This is a genomic window from Kosakonia sp. CCTCC M2018092, assembly GCF_003864115.1.
Classification (GTDB): domain Bacteria; phylum Pseudomonadota; class Gammaproteobacteria; order Enterobacterales; family Enterobacteriaceae; genus Kosakonia; species Kosakonia cowanii.
Genome location: NZ_CP034225.1, coordinates 3129396 through 3151422, shown reverse-complemented (window position 1 = coordinate 3151422; position 22027 = coordinate 3129396). Strand labels below are relative to the sequence as shown.

Annotated in this window: 24 protein-coding genes and 3 pseudogenes; 18 read left to right on the top strand and 9 right to left on the bottom strand. The window is 56.4% G+C overall.

Annotation, left to right across the window (positions count from 1 at the left end):
* Positions 1-12: 12 nt before the first annotated feature.
* A complete protein-coding gene (locus EH164_RS15030; protein ID WP_124968959.1) occupies positions 13-762 on the bottom strand; it encodes a DeoR/GlpR family DNA-binding transcription regulator in 750 nt (249 codons plus the stop codon).
* 104 nt (positions 763-866) lie between these two features.
* Here EH164_RS15030 and EH164_RS15025 point away from each other — a divergent pair, with 104 nt between their 5' ends.
* The 4 genes from EH164_RS15025 (at position 867) to EH164_RS15010 (ending at position 3675) form a co-directional block, all read left to right on the top strand.
* Positions 867-1253, top strand: a complete 387-nt coding sequence (locus EH164_RS15025) for an NUDIX hydrolase (RefSeq protein WP_124968957.1) — start codon at positions 867-869, stop codon at positions 1251-1253.
* Between the two features lie 14 nt (positions 1254-1267).
* Positions 1268-1870, top strand: coding sequence for a LysE family translocator (locus EH164_RS15020; protein ID WP_034813901.1), 603 nt, complete (start codon positions 1268-1270; stop codon positions 1868-1870).
* A 133-nt stretch (positions 1871-2003) separates the two neighbouring features.
* Positions 2004-2669, top strand: a complete 666-nt coding sequence (locus EH164_RS15015; RefSeq protein ID WP_124968955.1) for a DUF2625 domain-containing protein — start codon at positions 2004-2006, stop codon at positions 2667-2669.
* A 121-nt stretch (positions 2670-2790) separates the two neighbouring features.
* Complete coding sequence (locus EH164_RS15010; RefSeq protein ID WP_124968953.1) at positions 2791-3675, top strand: alpha/beta hydrolase; 885 nt, start codon at positions 2791-2793, stop codon at positions 3673-3675.
* A 9-nt stretch (positions 3676-3684) separates the two neighbouring features.
* Here EH164_RS15010 and EH164_RS15005 read toward each other — a convergent pair whose 3' ends face one another.
* The gene (locus tag EH164_RS15005) at positions 3685-4266 is read right to left on the bottom strand and encodes a histidine phosphatase family protein (RefSeq protein ID WP_124968951.1); all 582 of its coding nucleotides are present in this window, start codon (positions 4264-4266) and stop codon (positions 3685-3687) included.
* Between the two features lie 18 nt (positions 4267-4284).
* On the bottom strand, positions 4285-4668 hold the full coding sequence (locus tag EH164_RS15000; protein WP_124968949.1) for a helix-turn-helix domain-containing protein: 384 nt from the start codon (positions 4666-4668) through the stop codon (positions 4285-4287).
* A gap of 110 nt (positions 4669-4778) precedes the next feature.
* Here EH164_RS15000 and EH164_RS14995 point away from each other — a divergent pair, with 110 nt between their 5' ends.
* Positions 4779-5828 carry an NAD(P)-dependent alcohol dehydrogenase gene (locus EH164_RS14995; protein WP_124968947.1) on the top strand — a complete coding sequence of 350 codons (1050 nt, stop codon included), beginning with the start codon at positions 4779-4781 and terminating at the stop codon, positions 5826-5828.
* A 10-nt stretch (positions 5829-5838) separates the two neighbouring features.
* On the opposite strand, the gene EH164_RS14990 is transcribed toward EH164_RS14995, so the two are convergent.
* Entirely contained in the window at positions 5839-6204 is a 366-nt protein-coding gene (locus EH164_RS14990; RefSeq protein ID WP_124968945.1) for an SH3 domain-containing protein, read from the bottom strand.
* 183 nt (positions 6205-6387) lie between these two features.
* On the opposite strand from EH164_RS14990, the gene EH164_RS14985 reads away from it, so the two are divergent.
* From EH164_RS14985 to EH164_RS14965, 5 genes and pseudogenes are all read left to right on the top strand, one after another.
* Complete coding sequence (locus EH164_RS14985) at positions 6388-6771, top strand: biofilm formation regulator BssR (protein ID WP_023481846.1); 384 nt, start codon at positions 6388-6390, stop codon at positions 6769-6771.
* 137 nt (positions 6772-6908) lie between these two features.
* Entirely contained in the window at positions 6909-8015 is a 1107-nt protein-coding gene (locus EH164_RS14980; RefSeq protein WP_124968943.1) for a PQQ-dependent sugar dehydrogenase, read from the top strand.
* A gap of 49 nt (positions 8016-8064) precedes the next feature.
* Positions 8065-8172 (top strand): annotated as a pseudogene (locus EH164_RS14975) (PQQ-dependent sugar dehydrogenase); the annotation flags it as partial.
* A gap of 42 nt (positions 8173-8214) precedes the next feature.
* Positions 8215-8328 (top strand): annotated as a pseudogene (locus EH164_RS14970) (PQQ-dependent sugar dehydrogenase); the annotation flags it as partial.
* A gap of 43 nt (positions 8329-8371) precedes the next feature.
* Positions 8372-8485 (top strand): annotated as a pseudogene (locus tag EH164_RS14965) (PQQ-dependent sugar dehydrogenase); the annotation flags it as partial.
* Positions 8486-8637: 152 nt separating this feature from the next.
* Here EH164_RS14965 and EH164_RS14960 read toward each other — a convergent pair.
* Positions 8638-9267 (bottom strand): glutathione S-transferase family protein, encoded by a 630-nt coding sequence (locus EH164_RS14960; RefSeq protein ID WP_124968941.1) that lies wholly within the window; start codon positions 9265-9267, stop codon positions 8638-8640.
* 233 nt (positions 9268-9500) lie between these two features.
* On the opposite strand from EH164_RS14960, the gene dacC reads away from it, so the two are divergent.
* Complete coding sequence (gene dacC / locus EH164_RS14955) at positions 9501-10703, top strand: serine-type D-Ala-D-Ala carboxypeptidase (protein ID WP_124971486.1); 1203 nt, start codon at positions 9501-9503, stop codon at positions 10701-10703.
* Positions 10704-10732: 29 nt separating this feature from the next.
* Here the strand turns inward: dacC and deoR are convergent, their stop codons facing one another.
* The gene (gene deoR / locus EH164_RS14950; protein ID WP_124968939.1) at positions 10733-11491 is read right to left on the bottom strand and encodes a DNA-binding transcriptional repressor DeoR; all 759 of its coding nucleotides are present in this window, start codon (positions 11489-11491) and stop codon (positions 10733-10735) included.
* Positions 11492-11555: 64 nt separating this feature from the next.
* A complete protein-coding gene (gene ybjG / locus EH164_RS14945) occupies positions 11556-12164 on the bottom strand; it encodes an undecaprenyl-diphosphate phosphatase (RefSeq protein WP_124968937.1) in 609 nt (202 codons plus the stop codon).
* 252 nt (positions 12165-12416) lie between these two features.
* Here ybjG and EH164_RS14940 point away from each other — a divergent pair, with 252 nt between their 5' ends.
* Positions 12417-13649: an MFS transporter gene (locus EH164_RS14940; protein WP_124968934.1), complete on the top strand. Its 1233-nt coding sequence runs from the start codon at positions 12417-12419 to the stop codon at positions 13647-13649.
* Positions 13650-13679: 30 nt separating this feature from the next.
* Here EH164_RS14940 and EH164_RS14935 read toward each other — a convergent pair whose 3' ends face one another.
* On the bottom strand, positions 13680-14882 hold the full coding sequence (locus EH164_RS14935) for an MFS transporter (protein WP_124968932.1): 1203 nt from the start codon (positions 14880-14882) through the stop codon (positions 13680-13682).
* A 166-nt stretch (positions 14883-15048) separates the two neighbouring features.
* On the opposite strand from EH164_RS14935, the gene EH164_RS14930 reads away from it, so the two are divergent.
* The 3 genes from EH164_RS14930 (at position 15049) to EH164_RS14915 (ending at position 17613) form a co-directional block, all read left to right on the top strand.
* On the top strand, positions 15049-15516 hold the full coding sequence (locus EH164_RS14930) for a hypothetical protein (RefSeq protein ID WP_124968930.1): 468 nt from the start codon (positions 15049-15051) through the stop codon (positions 15514-15516).
* 75 nt (positions 15517-15591) lie between these two features.
* Complete coding sequence (locus tag EH164_RS14925) at positions 15592-16056, top strand: hypothetical protein (protein WP_124968928.1); 465 nt, start codon at positions 15592-15594, stop codon at positions 16054-16056.
* A gap of 477 nt (positions 16057-16533) precedes the next feature.
* Positions 16534-17613, top strand: a complete 1080-nt coding sequence (locus EH164_RS14915; protein WP_124968927.1) for an acyltransferase — start codon at positions 16534-16536, stop codon at positions 17611-17613.
* Positions 17614-17844: 231 nt separating this feature from the next.
* On the opposite strand, the gene EH164_RS14910 is transcribed toward EH164_RS14915, so the two are convergent.
* Entirely contained in the window at positions 17845-19530 is a 1686-nt protein-coding gene (locus tag EH164_RS14910) for an aspartate:alanine antiporter (protein WP_023481407.1), read from the bottom strand.
* 280 nt (positions 19531-19810) lie between these two features.
* On the opposite strand from EH164_RS14910, the gene ybjM reads away from it, so the two are divergent.
* From ybjM to rimK, 3 genes are all read left to right on the top strand, one after another.
* Positions 19811-20182, top strand: a complete 372-nt coding sequence (gene ybjM, locus EH164_RS14905) for an inner membrane protein YbjM (protein WP_042718565.1) — start codon at positions 19811-19813, stop codon at positions 20180-20182.
* A gap of 84 nt (positions 20183-20266) precedes the next feature.
* Positions 20267-20989, top strand: a complete 723-nt coding sequence (nfsA, locus tag EH164_RS14900) for an oxygen-insensitive NADPH nitroreductase (protein WP_124968925.1) — start codon at positions 20267-20269, stop codon at positions 20987-20989.
* A gap of 73 nt (positions 20990-21062) precedes the next feature.
* Positions 21063-21965, top strand: a complete 903-nt coding sequence (gene rimK / locus EH164_RS14895) for a 30S ribosomal protein S6--L-glutamate ligase (RefSeq protein WP_124968923.1) — start codon at positions 21063-21065, stop codon at positions 21963-21965.
* Positions 21966-22027: the final 62 nt, after the last annotated feature.

Genomic DNA, 22027 nt, shown 5'->3' with positions numbered 1-22027 from the left:
AAAGCGCCTCCGCTACAGCACGCTGATTTGCAATTGTTTGAACAGCGCGCTCATCTTCTCATTGAGCGGCTCATCGACCAGCAGCGTGCTGGCGAGCGTCAGATCGCCAATGCCAAAGGCCGAGGCGGAGTTGATCTTCTCCGGCGACGCCAGCACCACGGTTTCCGCCGCGCGCTCCGAAAGTGCGCGCTTCACGCAGGCCTCTTCATAGTTGCCGGTGGTAAAGCCTGCCTGCTCATGCACGCCGGTGACGCCCATAAAAAAGAGGTCAGCATTGATGCGGCGAATGGACTCAATCATCGATGCGCCCACGGTGACCATCGAGTGTTTATATAACTGCCCGCCGATAACGATCACGTCCACATTTGGCAGGTTAATCAATCCGGCGGCGATGGTCGGGCTGTGGGTGACTACGGTAAAGGCCAGATCCGGCGGCAGCAGGGTGATCATCTCTTCCGAGGTGGTGCCGCCGTCGATGATGACGATATTGCCCGGCTGAATAAGATTGACAGCTTTCTGCGCAATGACGCGTTTTGCATGAATGTTCACGCTTTTGCGTACTTCAAATGGCGCAATCGCCGCCGACACCGCCAGCGCGCCGCCGTGCACCCGTTGCAGCAGGCCATCTGCCGCTAACTCCCTTAAATCCCGGCGAATAGAGTCTTCAGAGATAGCAAAGTGCTGGCTTAAGTCGCGGGACAAGACCTGCTTATCACGCGCCAGCATCTCAAGTATCTTCTGCTTACGTTGACTGGATAACACGTTTTCCCCTTACACGATTGATCTTGATCTTGCACGATTATGCATGTTAGCGTGCCGGTTGTCAGCCTGACGATCCTAATTTTACGCAGTTTACAGGGGAAACTATGCACGCCATGCTTATTTTAATTGCCGGACCCGTACGCAGCGGCACCAACGGTGATGATGCGTTAATCAAACAGAATCTCGATGCCATGACGCGGGTTGCCGCAGAGGTGTTCGAAAAGGGCCATACGCCGGTGATTGGCGAGTGGCTGGCGATGCCGCTGGCGGAATCGGCCGGGTCGAAGAAGATTGGCGATGAGATTAGCCAGGTCTTTTTGTACCCCGTCGCCCACCGCCTGATTCAACACTGTGATGCCATTTTACGCCTGCCCGGCGACTCGGCGGGGGCCGATAACGATGTGCGCATCGGGCTCGAGCGGGGCCTTACGATTTACGGCGCCGTTGATGAGATCCCCGACTGCGCCGCGCGGGAGTCATCTCTGGCTTAACGAAACGGGATGTAATGGAAATCAACATCATGGGGTTTATCCCCGTGCTTCTACCCGTCGCGCTCTCTCCGGGCGCGAGTTTTACGCTGGCGATGAACAGCGCGCTGGCCGGCGGGCGGGGCGGGTTGCTGCGCACACTGGCGGGCACCGCGCTCGGCATCTACACCCACGCGCTGCTGATTGGCCTTGGCGTGACGGCGATGCTCGTCTCCTCTCCCGCGCTGTTTAACGTCCTGAAGTATGCGGGGGCGGCGTATCTGATGTGGCTTGGCGTACAGTTGATCCGCAGCGGGTTAACGACGAGTGAGATGACGCTACGCGCGGACGGACCGACGGTGACGCTGAAAGAGGCGTGGCTGGCGAACGTGCTCAACCCGAAAGCGATCGTTTTTTATCTCACCGTAGTGTCGCAATTTGCCGGTAGCCGCGGCGACGTCAGCCACTATCTGCTGCTGGCAACGGTGCATGTGCTGGTGATGGGCGCATGGCTGATTGCCCTGAGCAACGTGCTGGTCTTCTCGGCGAAAAAAGCCAATCCGGCACGGCTCAAAAAAGGGGTGAATGTGGTGGGCGGCGCGCTGTTACTCATCTTCTCCGCCCTGTCACTGCTGCACTAAACGTAGAGCTTCTGTTCAAAATGCGCCCCGGCAGGGCAGATTTTGGTAGGGTGCAAAGCGGCTTCGCAGCCTTATGGCCAGGCCGCTTTCCGGTATGATGGCAAAGACTTTTACCTCGCCAGCAGGAGAGCGGATGAAGACCTTAACTGAACTTATCGATGTGCACGATCCCGGCTGGGCGGTGGTGCAGGAGTGGCTTAACGCGGCCAGCAACCCTTACGAGGTGCTGGCGAAAGAGGAGGGCAACGCTGAACAGGCGCTGCTGCAATTACAGGTTACCACCCGCTCCCCGCTGGGGGCGCTGGTGTATGAAACCGGCGGGTTGCTGATTGATGATGGCTGGCTGCGTATTCTCGGCTCCGGCAGCGCGCGGCTGGCGCGCGACCCGATGAGCTGGACGCAAACGGCGACAGACGCGGGATCTTTCGGTGCCTTGCTAATTGCAGATGATGCGTCGGGCGGCTTTTTTGCCCTCAACGGCGGCGGGCTTGGAGAGGATATCGGCAACGTCTACTACTTCGCGCCGGATGCGCTGGCCTGGGAAGGGCTGGAAGTGGGCTACTCTGCGTTTGTCGAGTGGGCGCTGTGCGGCGATCTGGCGCTCTTCTACCAGACGGTGCGCTGGGCCAACTGGCGGGAAGAGATGCGTGACCTCGGCGGCGAGCAGGTTTACGCCTTCTTTCCCTTTCTCTGGACCGAGCCGCAGTTGCCGGTGGATGAACGCAAGCGCACGGTGACGCCGATTGAGGAGCAGTGGCGGCTCGCGCAGGAGCTGGCTGAGTCTATCTCTAAGTCGTAAAGGGGCAGAGCAGCGGCACCCGCTGCCGCTTCTCTGTTGCAATCAATAATGATTCCCATTAACGTCTTCCTCCTGATGTTATCTTCAGCCCGCGCGGCTGATGTACAGGGAGAAGGGGTTTATGCTTTATCGTTTTCACGCCGTGCGCCTGGCGGCGCTGTTTCTGCTGCTTGCATGGCAAACAAGTTATGCAAGGCCGGATATGGCGCCGCTCGGGCCGAACATCGCCGATCGCGGCTCTGCTTACTATCACTTCACGCAAAAGCAGTTCGATTCCCGGGATGGCAAACGCCACTACAAAGTCTGGACAGGCGTACCCAAAAAAAGCGCGCCGCCCGGCGGTTTTCCGGTGCTCTATATGCTGGATGGCAACGCGGCGATGGATAAGCTTTCCGAGGCGTTTTTACAAAAACTCTTCGCTGCCAACCCGCCGGTGCTGGTGGCGGTCGGGTATCAAACCGATCTGCCATTCGATCTCGATAGCCGGGCGTATGATTACACGCCGCCGGGCACCGCCATGCAGCAACTGCGCGGCAGAGTGGGCGGTGGCAGTGCAGCGTTTCGCCAGTTGCTGGAGGAGACCATCGCGCCAGCCGTCGAAAAGGGGATTGCCATTAACCCGGCGCAGCGCGGGCTGTGGGGGCACTCCTACGGTGGGCTTTTCGTGCTGGAGAGCTGGCTCACTTCCTCCTTTTTCACCACCACTTTTTCCGCCGTGCCTTCGCTGGCGCGCAATGATTTTCAGTTGCTGAAAACGATGGAAGCGGTCTCGCCGCAGCAGGCAGCGGGTAAGCACCTTTATCTGATGGAAGGAGATGGGGATCGCCGCGCGCAGGATGAGAACAGCGAGTCTGGCGTGCTGCCGCGCGTGCGCAGCACACTTGCGCAGCTTAATCAGCATGGCGTCTCCGCCACCTACCGCTTATTCCCCGGCCTGACGCACGGGGCGATGTTCACCGCCTCGCTACAGGCGGCGTTACTCCAGCTTTCACAAGCGGAGAAATAGCCGCTCTGATTATGCCGCCGGGTGATCGCGCCCGGCGGCAGTGAACGTTACCGATGACCAGTAGCCGTTTCCGGTGTGCTCGCTTTTTACCCAGCCCGCCTTTTCCAGTTCACGCGCAATCAGCCGGTTGATTACGCCGTGCCCCATGCCGATCACGCGTTTATGCTGCTGCGCCTGAGCGATCAGCGTAAGCGCCATTTTCTCTGCCCGCTGCATCGTCTGCTTTTTGGATTCCGGCCCGGCCAGCGCGCCGCTGAGCCAGCAGAGGCGAAACAGCACCAGCCACGTCTGCGGTGAGAGGCGAAGAAAGGGGAGGTTGAATACCGGCAAGGGTGCTTCGCGCAGATCGTCGGCAATCAGATCGGGGGTGAGGTTCATCGCCTGTAGCGATGCGCGGGCGCGCGGCAGCGGGCTGCTGATCACAAAAGCGCTCCGTTTATCCGCCAGAAGGGCGTGGCAATTGGGTTCGGGGATGATGCCGGACGCATCATAGCCTGCAATCCAGCCGGGCATGTCCGTGGCTTTTACCCGTGCGGAACCCTGCTGAGCGCTGAATTCAGGCTCGCCATGACGTACTAAAACAATCTCCATTACACGCTCCTGTGCGCTTTAGCCCTGTGCTTCCCGGTAATTAGCTTCCATCTCATCCAGCGCGGCCTGGTTCTCCAGCCCCCACTGGTACATCTGCTCAATCGGCCCGGCGAAGGTTTTGCCCAGCGGCGTGAGGCGGTAATCGACTTTCGGCGGGACAACGTCATAAACGTGGCGGGCGATCAGGCCGCGCTGCTCCAGCTCTTTTAGCGTCTGGAAGAGCATTTTTTTGGAGATCCCCTGCAAGCTGCGCTGCAACTCGCCGGTGCGGGCGCGCTCATCAGGCCAGTGGTAGAGCGCGTGCAGCACCATCGTGCTCCATTTGACGGAGAAGAGATCCATCAGGCGGCGCGGCGGCGAATCCGCGTAGAAAAAGAGTTTGCCGTCAACCCAGGCTGGCATAAGAAGCCCTCATCTGTGGTCACCAAATGGTAACTACTATCAATTGTGAACCTTGCGGACTATAGTCTGCCGCCTTCACGTTATTAACGCCAGCCCAACCTGGAGGCCTTATGAAAATCAATGCACTGGTCGCGGTCGATGCCGCAAAACCGCTGACATCCGGCGACATTACGCTTCGCCCGCTGCAAAACCAGGATGTGAAAATCGACATTCTTTACTGCGGCGTCTGCCACTCGGATCTGCATATGGCGCGCAACGAGTGGGCGGTAAGCCGCTATCCGCTGGTACCGGGACATGAAATTGTTGGCCGCGTCAGCGCCACCGGCGCGGGCGTGTCGGCCTTCCAGGTTGGCGATATTGTTGGCGTCGGGGTAATGGTCGACTCCTGCCGCGAATGCCACTTCTGCAAACAGCATGAAGAGCAGTATTGCGAAGCGGGCTTTACCGCCACCTATAACGGGATTGATAAATACACCGGCGACAGCACCTGGGGCGGTTACGCCGAGAGCGTGATTGTCGATCAGGATTTTGTTGTCTCGGTGCCGCAAAACCTGCCGCTGGCGGGCGTTGCGCCGCTGCTCTGCGCAGGCGTTACCGTCTGGTCACCGCTGCGCCACTTCAATGTTAAAGCGGGTGATGCGGTGGGCGTTGTCGGCCTTGGCGGGTTAGGGCATATGGCGGTTAAGCTGGCGAGCGCGATGGGCGCCGAGGTAACGCTGTTTACCACCTCGCCGGAGAAGGGCGAAGATGCCCGTCGTCTTGGTGCAAAACGCGTAGTTGTTTCGCGCGATGCGGCGCAAATGGCCGCCTGCCAAACTTCGCTGGACTTTATTATCGACTGCGTCGCGGCACCGCACGATCTCGACCCCTACCTGGCGACGCTGAAAACCAACGGTCGCCTGGTGCTGGTAGGTATTCCCGATCAGCCCCATGCCTCACCCAATATCACGCCGATGGTCTTTCGCCGCCTGAGCATCAGCGGCTCGTCAATCGGCAGCATCCGCGAGACGCAGGAGATGCTCAATTTCTGCGGCCAGCACGGCATTACGGCAGATGTGGAGATGATTGGCGGTGAAGCGATCGAAAGCGCTTTCGCCCGCATGCTGAAAGGCGATGTGAAATACCGCTTTGTTATCGATATGCAGGCTACGCGCTGGTAAACCACCAGCCTTACACAAGCGCGACGTGCTCCTGCGGCACCCAGCCGAGGTCGCCGTCCGCTTTTTCTGCCAGATACCAGCCGTTAAGGCTCTGATGCACCGTAAGTTGCTCGCCGCTTTGCACGGTCAGTTCGTGTGCGCAGTAGGCCTGCTGGCAGATCCCTTCATGGGCGCTGACTGGCGTAAAGAGCTGCTGCGGTGCCCAGCCCGCTTTTCCCGAATCTAACGTCACCCAAATCCAGCCGCGCCATTGCAGATCGCAGTGGCTAATTTGTGCTCTTTCCCCCTCGCGGATAGTCAGCGGATCGGGATAGGCCGATTGATAGTCACGAATGACATTTACGGTGTTTTTTACCGGGTAAGAGACTGCTTTCATTCTCCTTATCTCCTGACGTCGCGAAGCGCTTTTTTAACAAGCGAAACGGCAGCCCAGCCCAGAGCTGGCGCGGCCTGTGTAAAAGATCGTCAAAAGGAGAATATTATTGACCAAACCCATGCTTTTGGTCAAAAAGCGGCCATACTATTGATCTGCCCAATGGCTGACAAGGGAGGTAAAAGTATGACCGCTGATGAACTCGCTCGTCGTTTATTAATGAAGTTGATGACTGCCAGAACAGACCTTGCGGCCTATATCCAGATGCGCAAAGCGAAAGGGTATATGTCGGTCAACGAAAACGATCGTCTGCGTGAGATGTTTTTTGCCCTGGCGCTGGAGATCCGCGATAAAAGCGAAAGATTGCAAGAGATACAGGATCGCGATACGCGCAGCGCCATGTACAGTGCCGAAGAGGCGCTCTCTTCCGCCGCCGTTTCACTGATGAGCGGGCGAAGAGATTGCGCCAACTTTATCTCGGTAAACGTCGATAAGCTGGAGCGTTCGCTCAATATCCTCGATTACAGCATTCAATACCTGAATGAGCACTCTCCGCTTGCTGAAGCCTGAAGCCTGAAGCGCTTCCACACCCTGACCATAAGGGGAGCCCGCTCCCCTTTATGCTTAAGCTTTTGTAAAAGCAAACCCAGCCGAGAAATCGATGGCTAACCTTTATCCAGGCTTACCGCTTAATAAAGGAGTGCCGTATGCGCCATCTTCCTCTGTCATTACTGTTTCTCTCAACATCTGTGCTCGCTGCTCCGGCTGCGGTCAACGTCGATGTCCTGCAAACAAAACTCGATCACCCCTGGGCGCTGGCCTTTCTACCCGATGACGGCGGAATGCTGATCACCCTGCGCGGCGGCGAGTTGCGCCACTGGCAGGCGGGTAAGGGGCTTTCCGATCCGATAAGCGGTGTGCCAAAAGTGTGGGCGCAGGGTCAGGGGGGATTGCTTGATGTGGCGCTGGCACCCGATTTCGCCTCATCAAGGCGCGTATGGCTGAGCTATGCCGAAGCGGGGCAGGATGGCAAAGCGGGTACCGCCGTCGGCTTTGGTCGCCTGAGTGACGATGGTAAACAGCTGGAGCACTTCCAGACCGTTTTCCGCCAGCAGCCAAAACTCTCGACCGGTAACCATTTTGGCGGTCGCATGGTGTTTGATGGCAAAGGCTATCTGTGGATAGCGCTGGGGGAAAACAATCAGCGCCCGACGGCGCAGGATCTGGATAAGTTGCAGGGCAAGCTGGTGCGGCTGACGGATCAGGGTAAGGTGCCGGAGGATAACCCGTTTGCAGGCAAACAGGGTGCGCGGCCGGAGATCTGGTCTTACGGCATCCGCAACCCGCAGGGTATGGCGATCAACCCGTGGAGCCAGGCGCTGTGGCTGAATGAGCATGGCCCGCGCGGCGGGGATGAGATCAACGTGCCTGAAAAAGGTAAAAATTACGGCTGGCCGATTGCCACCTGGGGGATCAACTACAGCGGGATGAAGATCCCGGAAGCGAAGGGCGGCATTGTCGAGGGAACCGAGCAGCCAATTTTCTACTGGAAGGAGTCCCCGGCGGTCAGCGGCATGGCTTTTTATAATGCGGACGCCTTTAAGCAGTGGCAGAACAAGCTCTTTATTGGCGCGCTGAAGGATAAGAATGTCATTGTAATGAGCGTCGATGGCAACAAGGTGAGCGAAGATGGCCGCATTCTTGGCGATCGTAATCACCGTATCCGCGACGTGCGCGTCGGGCCGGATGGGTATTTGTACGTCTTAACCGATGAGAGCAACGGCGAGTTGTGGAAGGTGAGTCCGGCATCGTAATCGCGGCGTGTTATTGCCGGATGGCGGCTGCGCCTTATCCGGCCTACGCGATCGCAATCACCGTATCCGCGATGTGCGCGTTGGCCCGGATGGGTATTTGTACGTCTTAACCGATGAGAGCAACGGCGAGTTGTGGAAGGTGAGTCCGGCATCGTAATCGCGGTTTGTTTTGCCGGATGGCGGCTGCGCCTTATCCGGCCTACGCGATCGCAATCACCGTATTCGCGACGTGCGCGTCGGCCCGGATGGGTATTTGTACGTCTTAACCGATGAGAGCAACGGCGAGTTGTGGAAGGTGAGTCCGGCATCGTAATCGCGGCGTGTTATTGCCGGATGGCGGCTGCGCCTTATCCGGCCTACGCAATCGCAATACCCGTATTCGCGATGTGCGCGTCGGCCCGGATGGGTATTTGTACGTCTTAACCGACGAGAGCAACGGCGAGTTGTGGAAGGTGAGTCCGGCATCGTAATCGCGCCGGGTGAGTGCCGGATGGCGCGCAGTTATCCGGTACAGGCAGGTGCGGTTTGTCTTGCCGGATGGCGCTAATGCTTATCCGGCCTACAAAAGCATGGTGCACGCGTAGGCCGGATAAGGCGGAGCCGCCATCCGGCAATCAAGCCATCACGTTACCGGGATCATCACGTTATGGCGAAACGCCGGGCGCTCGCAGAGCTGCGCGTACCAGCGCTGCAAATGCGGGTGCGTGGCCCAGCTCAGGCCAGGAATATTAAACAGGTTATAGATAAACGGTGCGACGGCGATATCGCCACAGCCAAACGCTTCGCCCGAAAGCCACGGCGTATTTGCCAGTTCATTATCAAGCAGCTGTAACGCGCCATCGAGTGCCTCTTTTGACGACGCAATCACCGCCTGATCGCGCTTTTCTGGTGCTGTTCGCACCAGATTCATCAACAGCGGGCTATGTTTGGGAGCCAGCATACTCAGCGCCCAGTCCATCCACTTGTCACCCTGCGCCCGCTCGGCAGGCGACTCCAGCCACAGGCGGCTCTGACCATACTGCGCGACCAGATAGCGAACAATGGTGTTCGATTCCCACAGCACGGCACCGGTTTCGTCGTCGCGTAACAGCGGCACCAGCCCGTTAGGGTTCATCGCCAGATATTCAGGATCGTGATTAATGCCAAACTCCCGGCCCGCCAGAATTTGCTCATACGGCAACTCCAGTTCATCCAGCAGCCAGCGCACTTTTTTGACATTCGTCGAATTATTCCGTCCCCACAGCGTGATCATTTTTACCCCCGTGCAAAAGTATGTTTCAGTGAATCTATCGTGGGCGAAACTTAACGTTCTGGCAACGACTTAGAAAAATAATGCACAACAGGCGCGCAACAGGCTGTTATTGCGTAAACTTTAAAAACTTTACCCAGTAGCGGTTTTTTTCGTTTCGTTTGTGCGTTATTACTCACCGTTTGTTACGGCACGGTGATGTGACGTTTTATTGAAAGGATACTCGGGTGGCTTATATGACGCAGTTCTCTCTATCCCTTCGCAGCCTGGCAGCAGGCTCCGCGTTGTTGTTTCTCTTCTCCCCTTCGTTATATGCAGTAGAACAAACGCCTGCTGCGCCGCCGGTCGATGCCCGTGCGTGGATCCTGATGGATTACGCCAGCGGCAAAGTGCTGGCCGAGGGCAACGCCGATGAAAAACTCGATCCTGCCAGCCTGACCAAACTGATGACCAGCTATGTGGTCGGCCAGGCGTTGAAAGCGGGAAAAATTCACCTTACCGATACCGTCACCGTTGGCAAAGATGCATGGGCGACGGGCAACCCGGCGCTGCGTGGCTCGTCGCTGATGTTCCTGAAGCCGGGCGACCATGTATCGGTAGAGGACCTGAATAAAGGGGTCATTATTCAGTCCGGCAATGATGCCAGCATCGCTATCGCCGATTATGTTGCGGGTAGCCAGGACTCCTTCGTCAGCCTGATGAACAGCTATGCGCAAAAGCTCGGGCTGACCAATACCACGTTTAAAACCGTGCACGGGCTTGATGCGCCGGGGCAGTTCAGCACCGCGCGCGATATGGCGCTGCTCGGCAAAGCGCTGATCCACGACGTGCCGGACGAGTACGCGATCCATAAAGAGAAAGAGTTCACCTTCAATAAAATCCGCCAGCCCAACCGCAACCGGCTGCTGTGGAGCACCAGCATGAACGTGGACGGCATGAAAACCGGCACCACCGAAGGGGCTGGCTACAACCTCGTTGCCTCAGCAACGCAGGGCGACATGCGCCTGATCTCCGTGGTGCTGGGGGCGAAAACCGACCGCATCCGCTTTAACGAGTCAGAGAAACTGCTCACCTGGGGTTTCCGCTTTTTTGAAACGGTAACGCCGGTGAAACCTGACGCCACCTTTGTCAGCCAGCGCGTCTGGTTTGGCGACAGCAGCGAAGTGAAGCTTGGCGCAGGCGAGGCGGGATCGATCACCATTCCCAAAGGGCAGTTTAAAAACCTGAAAGCGAGCTTTACCCTCAACCAGCCGGAGCTTGAAGCGCCGCTGAAGAAGGGCCAGGTGGTGGGCACCATCAACTTCCAGCTCAATGATAAAACCATTGAGCAGCGCCCGCTGGTGGTGATGGAAGCGGTGAATGAAGCGGGCTTCGTTGGCCGGATGTGGGATTTTGTCCTGCTGAAGTTCCACCAGTGGTTTGGCAGCTGGTTCTCATAGCCGCAGGTGACCGTGCCCGGCGGGCGCGGTCAGTAGAGAAGGGTGATCTGCTCTTTTTTCGCTGCGCTGACCAGACCATCATCGGGTCGGCGGTCGCTGACAATCACATCGAAACGGTTTAACGCGCCCATGCAGGCCGGGCGCACTTTGCCAAATTTGCTGTGATCGACCACCAGCACGTGACGTTGCGCGCTGTTCATCGCCCAGTGTTTTACCGGCAGCTCTTCAAGGTTAAAGCAGGTTGCGCCCTGTTCCGTGTGCACGCCCGCCGCCGAGTAGAAGGCGATGTCCGGGCGCAGGTTGCTCAGGGTTTCGTTAAAGTTCAGCGGCTTAAAAATGGCGTTGCTGGCGTGAAATTCGCCGCCGCTGAGAATGGCGCGGCATAACGGTTTCTCCTGGAGTGCCAGAAAGGTGTTCAGCGAGTAGCAGACGGCGGTGAAGGGCAGATCCTGAGGCAGTGCATCAATAATCCACGGCGTGGTGGTGCCGCAGTCAAAAAATGCCATCTGGTGCGGTTGCAGCAGGGCGGCGGCGAGTTTTGCCGCACGGCGTTTCTCCTCGACGAGGCGGTTTTTCTGATCGCTTAACAGATAGTGGCTGGCGGAGCGCGGTTCGAGCACTATATAGCCGCCGAGCAGCACCACCGGGGCGCTGTTGGCACTGAGATCGCGACGAATGGTCATTTCAGAAACGCCAAGCAGGCTGGCTGCCTCTTTCAGATGCAGCTTATCGCTGCGCTTGAGCGCCGCCAGCAGCTGGTTGATCCGCTCGTCACGTCTTGTTTCCATAATTCACCCGAATAAAAGAAAGCCCCGCATAAGCGGGGCCTTTATCTTACCTGCGCCCTGGCGCTTAGTCACGCACCCAGCCACGGCGGATCGGGAAGGCAAAACAGAGGCGATAGATCTGCTGCGCGGCGTGATAAATCTTCTCGCCGAAGGCCTGCCACAAAATTTGTGCGCTCAGGCAGCCGCAGATGCCGACAAGCAAGCCGCCGAGCATATCCAGCGGCCAGTGGACGCCAAGATAAACGCGCGACCAGGCGATGGCAAACGCCGTCACCATCAAGGCTGCGCCGGACCAGAAACGGTGCCAGGCAAGAAACGCGACGGCAAAGGTGAAGATCACCGTACCGTGATCGCTCGGGAAGGAGTCATCCGCCGCGTGCGGCAGGAAGTTATAACCCACATGATCGACAAAAGGCCTGTCGTGGGGAAAGGTATGGCCTAAAATCCATGAGAGCGAGAGGCTGACGACGATCGCCAGTGCCACTTTGATCACCAGCTGACGCTGGGCGCTGACCTGGCTGCGCGGCCCCCATAGCCAGAGACCAACTGCCAGCAGCGGCACGATATTGATCAGATCTTTGGCAACAACGTGGGCGACGGTCAGGAGCCAGGCGGGCGAGTCGGGCGTGGCGTTAATCCAGTAGAACAGGGTGTGATTCAGGCTCTCTAACATAGACAGATTACTCTTTGATGACAGTCCGGATTGATCAAAGCGCTCACCATAAAAGCGGTGCGGCACAGGGTAAAGGGGTTTTGTCTTACTCCGCAGAGAGTTAGACGATTCCTGGTCTCAGAGTACGCCCTGTCACTTAAGCAAACCTTAAACGAGTGAATAAGTGCTTTATCTGTTTTTACGGGAGAATTCACTACCGTCGCGCGGTGGCTTTGATTACACTCTGCGCGATTTTTCAAAGGAAGAGATTGCATGCAAAACCATACCCTTTCCGGCCAACGTCTGGGACGACGGGCGCTGTTATTCCCCCTCTGTCTGGTGCTTTACGAATTCTCCACCTATATCGGCAACGATATGATTCAGCCCGGTATGTTAACGGTGGTCGAGCAATATAACGCGGGCATTGAGTGGGTCCCGACCTCGATGACCGCCTACCTGGCAGGCGGAATGTTCTTACAGTGGCTGTTAGGGCCGCTCTCCGACCGCATCGGCCGTCGCCCGGTGATGCTTACCGGCGTGGTGTGGTTTATTGTCACCTGCCTTGCCACGCTGCTGGCGCAGAACATTGAACAGTTCACGCTGCTGCGTTTTTTACAGGGCATCAGCCTCTGCTTTATTGGTGCCGTGGGGTACGCGGCGATTCAGGAGTCGTTTGAGGAGGCGGTCTGTATCAAGATCACCGCCCTGATGGCGAACGTCGCGCTGATTGCGCCGTTGCTTGGCCCGCTGGTGGGCGCAGCCTGGGTGCATGCCGCGCCGTGGGAAGGAATGTTCGTCCTCTTTGCGCTGCTGGCGGCCTTCTCTTTCTTCGGGCTTCAGCGAGCGATGCCGGAGACCGCCACCCGGCTCGGCGAGAAGCTGTCGTTTAAATCGCTGTGGCGTGATTACGCCGAGGTGCTGAAAAACGTGCGCTTTGTCGCGGGCGCGCTGGCGATCGGCTTTGTCAGCCTGCCGCTGCTGGCGTGGATTGCCCAGTCGCCAATTATCATCATCAGCGGCGAGCAGCTCAGCAGCTATGAGTATGGCCTGTTGCAGGTGCCGATTTTCGGCGCGCTGATTGTTGGCAACCTGGTGCTGGCGCGGCTGACCTCGCGGCGCACCGTGCGCGCGCTGATCATCCTTGGCGGCTGGCCGATTGTGGCTGGCCTGCTGCTGGCAGCGGTTGCCACATTTGCCTCTTCCCACGCCTATTTGTGGATGACGGCCGGGTTGAGCGTTTACGCCTTCGGGATTGGCCTTGCCAACGCCGGGCTGGTGCGCCTGACGCTGTTCGCCAGCGAGATGAGTAAGGGCACGGTGTCAGCGGCGATGGGCATGTTGCAGATGTTTATCTTCACCGTCGGCATTGAGGTGAGTAAACATGCCTGGCTGCTCGGCGGTAACGGGCTGTTCAGCCTGTTCAATCTGCTGAACGGTATTATCTGGCTGGGGCTGATGATGGTGTTTCTGCGCGATAAGCGCATGGGGAATTCGCTGGAAGGTTAAGGCGGCAGCCCGCAGGCCGCCGCCGCATTATTAACCGAGTTCCGCCTGGGCTTGCGGTTCCGGTTTTGCCACCGCGCGCGCCACCAGCGCGGCAATCAGTACCAGGCCAAGCACCACCAGCATCGCGCTGCGCAATCCGTAGTGCTCGCCGAGGAAGCCGAGCAGCGGCGGGCCAACGAGGAAGGCGAGGTAACCCGTTGTTGCCACCACGCTGACGCGCGTTGCGGCATCCGGCCCGGTATCGCTGGCCGCCGAGATGGTCAGCGGGAAGCCGAGCGATGCGCCTAATCCCCACAAAATGACCGAGAAGCCCGCGACCCATGCGCTGTCGACAAAAATAATCAGGCCGATGCCCAGCGCGCCTATTATCGCGCTGGCGCGCACCACCGCGACACGGCTGTAGCGGTCAATAAACCAGCCGCCGCAGAAGCGCCCGGTGGTCATGCCCAGAGTAAAGCCTGTGTAGATCAGCGAGCCGGAAGTAGGGCTGAAGCCGTGACCATCCACCATCAGCAGCGGCAGCCAGTCGTTAGCCGAGCCCTCAGCGAACGCCATCGCCAGCACCACCACGCCAATTAACAGCAGCTGCGTATCGCGCCAGAAGGGCATCCCTTTTTGACGGTTCGCGTGCTCTTCGGCGCTGTTTTGCCCGGTCCCCTCCGGCACGGCGGAGATCGCCAGAATAATCGGCACAATTGCCACCAGCGCCGCCAGCAGAATGTGCAGGTCCGCGCTGATGCCCAAGGCAGTTAACGACATCCCGACGCCTGCGCCAACCAGCGTGCCAAGGCTGTAAAAGCCGTGCATCATTGGCAGCACGGTTTTGTTCATCTCCTGCTCAACCACCGCGCCTTCGATATTCATTGCCACTTCGCCCGCGCCCAGGCTGCCGCCAAAGCAGGCCAGACCGACGGCAAAGAGCAGCGGCGAGGCAAACCACAGGGCAATGCTTAAAATCACCATCCCGAGCACCGAGAAGGACATGCTGGCGCGGATCACCTTGCGCGCCCCGAAGCGCTTCACCAGCCATGCCGATGAGAGAATGCCGCTCATCGACCCGACCGAGAGACCAGACAGCACCGCGCCCATTTCAGCCGTCGAGACCGAGAGCACATCGCGGATCGCCGGCGTGCGTGACGCCCATGAGGCCATTAATAATCCGGGGAGAAAGAAGAAGGTGAACAGCGCCCATAAGCGATGGCGCAGGGCTTTTCGGGAGGCGTTTTCAGTCATAGATTCACATCAAAAAAAGTAAGGTGAAGTAACACTAGCATTTTTTGCGTGGTTACGGTGGCAGGAGGTGAATAACAGCCATGAGGTTACTCAATATAATTAAGAAAATGCATACGGTTACGTTAATGATACATTGGGGTAATAGCTTATTGAGGGAGCAATAAAAGTGAAATTTATCATGCAGACCGCAGCAGCATTGTTGCTGGCCAGCAATGTGAGTTATGCGCAATCCACTACCACCGACAGTTTCACCTATAAAGCGCACGCCCTGGCGTTGCAGAACGAGGGTGAAAAGTGCCAGTTAAGCGTCACCTCACCCGATGGGGCGATAAAGCGTTACGGGCTTGACCTCCATTCGCCATGCTACTTCCTGTACGGCGCGGGAACGCAACCTAAACATTTCGCCTATCCGCGAGACGGCATTAAGGCGCTGTTTATCATTCTCGGCAATCCGCTTACGGCGGATGAGCAGAAGATCTGGCGAGTTAAAGACCCATCAACCTGCGGCACAAAAGGCTTCGGGCTCTACTTTGATGGTCAACGCTTCAGTCTCAGCCGAACCTCACACGAGGGAATGTTGTTATGCCGTGACAGAGGGGTAGACGAAAAAGTTTTTAACACGCTGCGCGATTGATGGCAGGATACCCGCTTTCCGGGCCGCTACGGCCCTTTTTTATGACTTAAGCAACGTGATGCAGGCAGGGAAGGGATGATTATCAACACAATCATGTGGTTAGCGTCGACGGCAGCGCTTTTTGCGTGGGTATTCAAGGTTACCCTCAAAAACACCTTTAAAACCAATGCGAAATACTTCGGGATATTCATAGTGGTGCATCTGGCGCTGAATATCGGCGCGATGGTGCTGAGCAAACAGGGGGTTGTGCTGGTTAAACACCACGCCAGCGCGATGACGGTCACAGCCATGACGATCCTGCTAAAAAGCTATATGGTGCTGATGGCGATTATGGCCCTGAGCTTTTTTATCGCGCTCGCGGGCAAAGGAGCAGAGAAAATGACGCAGTTTCACACCACCCATAATGCAGCCAATCTGCACCGTAACCCGCTCAAGTTTTACCTGCGCAACCAGTCAGCGATTGTTAACGTCTATCGAGGGTTCTTCCTGATCGCTGGGGTTTATATGCTGTGGGCGATGTGGTTTAGATTAACATTCTGAATGTTCTCTTTTTGTATATCTCAGCTGCCGAACCGCCGATTGGCAGTTGCGTGCTGATTATCGTTAAGATACAAGGTTATTTAGAATAAGGTTTGGTACTTAATTTATATTGGCAAACGCTAAGTCTTACTGTTGGTTTAGCTATGCCAGGCCTGGAGATCAAAAAATCCTCTTCTGGATAACTTTTATTGAGCCAGAAACATAAAGAAGAGACGCCATTAGCAAGCCATTTAAATATTAATCCTCTGTTTGCGAGACCCTTTATTATCCAGGCGACATACTATGAATAACAGCTCTCAAATCAGTACTTCCTTAACGCATAGGAACAATGGTGATCCTCTTTTATTGAGAAAGAGGATGCACCACGGTTAAGGCGCTGGACTGAGGTCGGGCGGCAGGATTGAGGTGTTTCTCATCGTTAAATGTTGTATGCTGGCAAAATCTTAACCACTTTCATAATGCTATAGCTAATAAAAAATGGGATTGATACGTTTTTACCTTGCCATTTCGGTAGTTATTTCGCACAACGGTATCCGGTTTCCTGGTATCGAAGGGCACCTTGCGGTTATGGCGTTTTTCGTTATCTCCGGTTTTTATATGGCCCTGGTATTGAACGAAAAATACCAGAACAATATATGGGGATTCTATAGCGCAAGGTTTCTTCGCCTCTGGCCAAGTTATATTGTTGTGTTCTGTCTTGTGCTGTTGCTCGTCAACCCAATGGGTCCTGAGATCTATAAATCAACGTTTACAGCTGCTTATGTGTGGTTCACAGCGCTTTCGATGTTCTTTTATCAAACCTTGGGTTGGTTTGGTTTTGATAGCTCGGGCGCGCTGGTTTTCTTAAGCACAAATGAAATGAACGATACCATTCCACCTCTCATCAATGCGACGCATATGCAGCAGATGTGGTCCATTGGGGTTGAAATTTGTTTTTATATTGTTGCTCCATTATTTGCGAGGAAACCGAAAGTCATTATTACGCTACTGGTGATGTCGACGGCTGCCTTTATTGCTATAAAGAAATTTCTTTTCTTTCATCACCCATTCGATCACCGAAGTGCGATGAGTTTTTTCTGGCTGTTTCTTTCAGGGATGCTTGCTTATTTCGGCTGGCGTAACTTCCGTACTTCTGAGTACGCCAAATCGTTAAACGTTTTACCATGGTCCATTGGGGGTCTTACTGTTGCTATTCTGTGTATCATTATTGGATGGCAATATTTTAATAACCCCTATGTGACCATTCTCTGTTATGCCTTTTTTACCTTGTGCATCATTCCGGTATTTCATGCATCACGGAAAAGTAAGCTGGACAGATTTATCGGTGAGCTGAGCTATCCTATCTATCTGACCCACTGGCCTATTGTCGCTTTTGTTATCACATCCCATCGCGGCAGCTGGTTATGGTCATTTATCCTTATCGGTATCTCGATACTGTGCTCTGTTGCATTACATTTTTGCGTCGATCGTTATGTCGAAAGGATTAGGGTGCGGTTAGCAAAACCTAAAACATCGGCGACCACGTATGTCGATGATATCCCTGCAAGAGACAAATAGAGGGGTCTGAAAGCGGCCTTGCTGGCATGCTGATGCGCGTGAAGTGCGTAAGGGATTTTTCAGGAAGAGGGTGAATTCCACCCAACAAAAAACCCATCAACCTTGAACCTAAGCGGCGGGGTTGATGGGCTCCACAATCGGGGGACATCAAAGAAAAGCAGTGGCACTAGTTATGACTGACACCCCACAAAAAAGTTCTGCGTATAAGCGAAATATTTCTTAGCTTCGGAGTTATCCGAGCCCTGGCCAGATAATGATGATCAATGTCCCGGCGAGGGTAAGCAGCACGTTGGCGATGGCGTAGGTGCCAGCATAGCCCAGCGCGGGGATATTGCTGCGCGCGGTATCGCTGATGATCTCCATTGCCGGTGCGCAGGTGCGTGCGCCCATCATTGCGCCGAAGAGCAGGGCGCGGTTCATTTTCAGCACGTAGGCACCAAACAGGAAACAGATCAACACCGGCACCAGGCTGACAAGTAATCCGGCGATCAGCATCTGTCCGCCCACAACACCAAGGCCGTTGCCGATGCCGCTCCCGGCGCTTAAGCCGACCCCGGCCATAAACACCATCAGGCCGAACTCTTTCACCATCATCAGCGCGCCCTGCGGAATGTAACCAAACGTCGGGTGGTTTGCGCGCAGGAAGCCGAGCATGATGCCAGCGAAGAGCAGACCGGCGGCGTTACCGACGCCAAAGCTGAAGGAGCTGAACTGGAAGGTGATCATGCCGATCATCAGGCCGACGATAAAGAAGGCGCAGAAGGCGAGCAGGTCGGTCACCTGGCTGTGAATGGAGATAAAGCCGATGCGGTCCGCGATGGTTTTCACGCGCCGCGCATCGCCGCTCACCTGTAACACGTCTCCTTTGTTGAGCACGATATTGTCGTCGATCGGCATTTCAATCTGGCTGCGGATCACGCGGTTAAGGAAGCAGCCGTGATCGGTCAGCTTCAACTGCGCCAGGCGGCGGCCGACCACATTGTGGTTTTTCACCACCACCTCTTCGGTGACGATGCGCATATCCAGCAGGTCGCGGTCGAACACCTCTTTCCCGTTACGGAAGCTCGGATCAAGGCGCGCATGGGCGTCCGGGTAGCCGACCAGCGAGATCTCATCGCCCATCTGCAACACCGCGTCCCCGTCCGGGTTAGCGAGAATACCGTTGCGGCGAATACGCTCGATATAGCAGCCGGTCTGGCGATAGATCCCCAGCTCGCGCAGATTTTTGCCATCCGCCCAGGCCACCAGCTCCGGCCCGACGCGATAGGCGCGGATCACCGGCAGGTAGACTTTGCGGTGAGCATCGGTATCCAGCCCGCGCTCGCGGGCAATCTGCTGGGCGCTGGTCTGTAAATCCTGGTGCTGTAACTTCGGCAAGTAGCGGGCGCCAAAGATCAGGCTCACCAGACCAATCAGATACGTTAAGGCGTAGCCGAGGCTGAGGTTGTCCAGCGCGCTGGCAAGCTGGCTGCTCTCCATGCCCGAGTGGCGCAGCGTATCGCCCGCGCCAACCAGAACCGGCGTCGAGGTCATCGAGCCGGCGAGCATCCCGGCGGTTAAGCCAATGTCCCAGCCAAAGAGTTTGCCGAGACCGAGCGCAATTAACAGCGCGCTGCCGACTAATACCAGCGCCAGCATCAGGTAATTCTTACCGTCGCGGAAAAAAATTGAGAAAAAGTTAGGCCCGGCTTCAACGCCAACGCAGAAAATAAACAGCATAAAGCCGAGGTTCAGGGCATCGGTGTTAATGCTGAAATGTTGCTGGCCTAATAATAGGGAAACGACTAAAACACCAATGGAATTACCCAGTTGGATAGATCCCAGTCGTAATTTTCCAAGGCAAAGCCCAAGCGCCAGAACCACAAACAATAACAGTATGTAATTCCCATTTAACAAATCTGCGACGTTTATATTCACGGAGTCTAACTTCTTGTTTACTTGTAAGCTGTTGATAGAAATGGTGATTTGAGCTAGTGTTTTGCCTATGCGCTGGCGGATAAATTAAAGCCGTGCAACACCAGACACCCCGCACAAAACATAAACTGGCCGTTAGTTTAATCTCATTAGATAACAACGGCTAGTGACAATCTTCTGTTTGCACGGGTGCCATTCAGGCAATAATTGCCGCAACGCTTTATCCGTCCGACATTCTTTAAAACGGTGTAAACGTCGATAGAGAAAAAGTCAGGAGGCGTGTTTGAAGAACAGGCGTAGTTGGTTCGGCGTTATCTGCTGTGGTCTTCTTTTTATCGCAATTTGTCTCACTCTGGTGATGAATATGCAGGGCAAACTGCCTGCGCCTGGCGATCCGGCGACCGGTTTGCTGCTCTTTACCCTGCCAGGCATCCTCGGTGGGCTGGTTTCCCGCCGCCGCCGCGCCATCGTGCCGCTGGTGGGCGCGCTGCTCGCCGCACCCCTTTGTTATATTTTGATTCATATTTTATTTACCCCGGTACGCACCTTCTGGCAGGAGGTTGCCTGGCTCTTCAGCGCCATGTTCTGGTGCGCTCTCGGCGGCCTTGGCTGCGATTTCGTTTACCGGATTGCGCGCGCACGGCGGCGCGTCTGACAGGTTGTTCGCAACTTCCGCTTACAACGAGCGCAGCGGCTTAGCCTATACTGAACGACTTGTTTAACTGGGGGATTATTCAACATGACACCTACTATTGAATTGCTGTGCGCCCATCGTTCCATTCGCCACTTTACCGATGAGCCGATTACGGACGCACAGCGCGAGGCGATTATCGCCAGCGCACAGGCGGCATCGACCTCCAGCTTTTTGCAGTGCAGTTCCATTATCCGCATCACCGATCCGGCCATGCGCGAGCAACTGGTGACGTTAGCGGGCGGACAGCCGCATATCGCGCAGGCGGCCGAATTCTGGATCTTCTGCGCCGATTTTCACCGTAACTTTGAGATCTGCCCGGAAGCAAAACCGGGCCTCGCGGAGCAACTGCTGCTCGGCGTGGTCGATACCGCCATCATGGGGCAAAACGCCTTTACCGCCGCGGAGTCGCTGGGGCTGGGCGGCGTCTATATCGGCGGTATCCGTAACAATATCGAAGCGGTCGGCGAACTGCTGCATATCCCGAAGCAGGTGCTGCCGCTGTTTGGTCTCTGCCTCGGCTGGCCTGCCGATAACCCGGACATCAAACCGCGTATGCCGGCTTCAATGCTGGTGCATGAAAACCACTATCAGCCGCTCGATAAAGAGAAACTGGCGGAGTACGACGCGGAGCTGGAGCACTACTATATGACGCGCGACAGCAATAAGCGGCGCGATAACTGGAGCGATCATATCCGTCGCACCATCATTAAAGAGAGCCGTCCGTTTATTCTCGACTATTTGCATAAACAGGGCTGGGCAACGCGCTAATACCCGTTCATCCTGCCCCGTGCTGCGTGTATGATACGCAGGCTTTTAACTGGTCTTCTGCGCGAGGTGCAGGGTGAAAATAGCCGTATTATCCCGGGATGGAACGCTTTACTCCTGTAAACGCCTGCGTGAAGCCGCTGTGCAGCGCGGGCACCAGATTGAGATCCTCGATCCGCTCTCCTGTTATATGAACATCACCCCGGCCGCCTCCTCGATTCACTATAAAGGCCGCCAGCTTCCCCATTATGATGCGGTTATCCCGCGCATCGGCTCGGCCATCACCTTTTATGGCACCGCCGCGCTGCGCCAGTTTGAGATCCTCGGCAGCTATCCGCTCAACGAATCAGTCGCCATCACCCGCGCCCGCGACAAGCTGCGCTCCCTGCAACTGCTGGCGCGCCAGGGAATCGACTTGCCGATTACCGGCATTGCCCATTCGCCCGATGACACCAGCGATCTGATTGATATGGTCGGCGGCGCGCCGCTGGTAGTGAAGCTGGTGGAGGGCACGCAGGGGATTGGCGTGGTGCTGGCAGAGACCCGCCAGGCGGCAGAGAGCGTTATTGACGCCTTTCGCGGCCTCAACGCCCATATTCTGGTGCAGGAGTTTATTGCGGAAGCGAAAGGGTGCGACATCCGCTGTCTGGTGATCGGCAACGAAGTGGTGGCAGCGATTGAGCGGCGGGCGAAAGCGGGGGATTTCCGCTCCAATTTGCACCGTGGCGGGCAGGCGACCGTGGTCGAGATCACGCCGCGCGAGCGGGAGATCGCCCTGGCCGCGGCGCAGACGCTCGGGCTGGATGTCGCCGGGGTCGATATTTTGCGCGCCAACCGCGGCCCGCTGGTAATGGAAGTCAACGCCTCGCCGGGGCTGGAAGGGATCGAAAAAGCCACCGGGCTGGATATTGCCGGGCGAATGATCCACTGGATCGAGCGCCAGGCGATGCCCGGCTTCTGCCTGAAAACCGGCGGCTAAGAGGATTTTCCTGCCTGAGCATGGTGTGCCCACGGCTTTTTGCGTAAGCTATGGGCAATTTT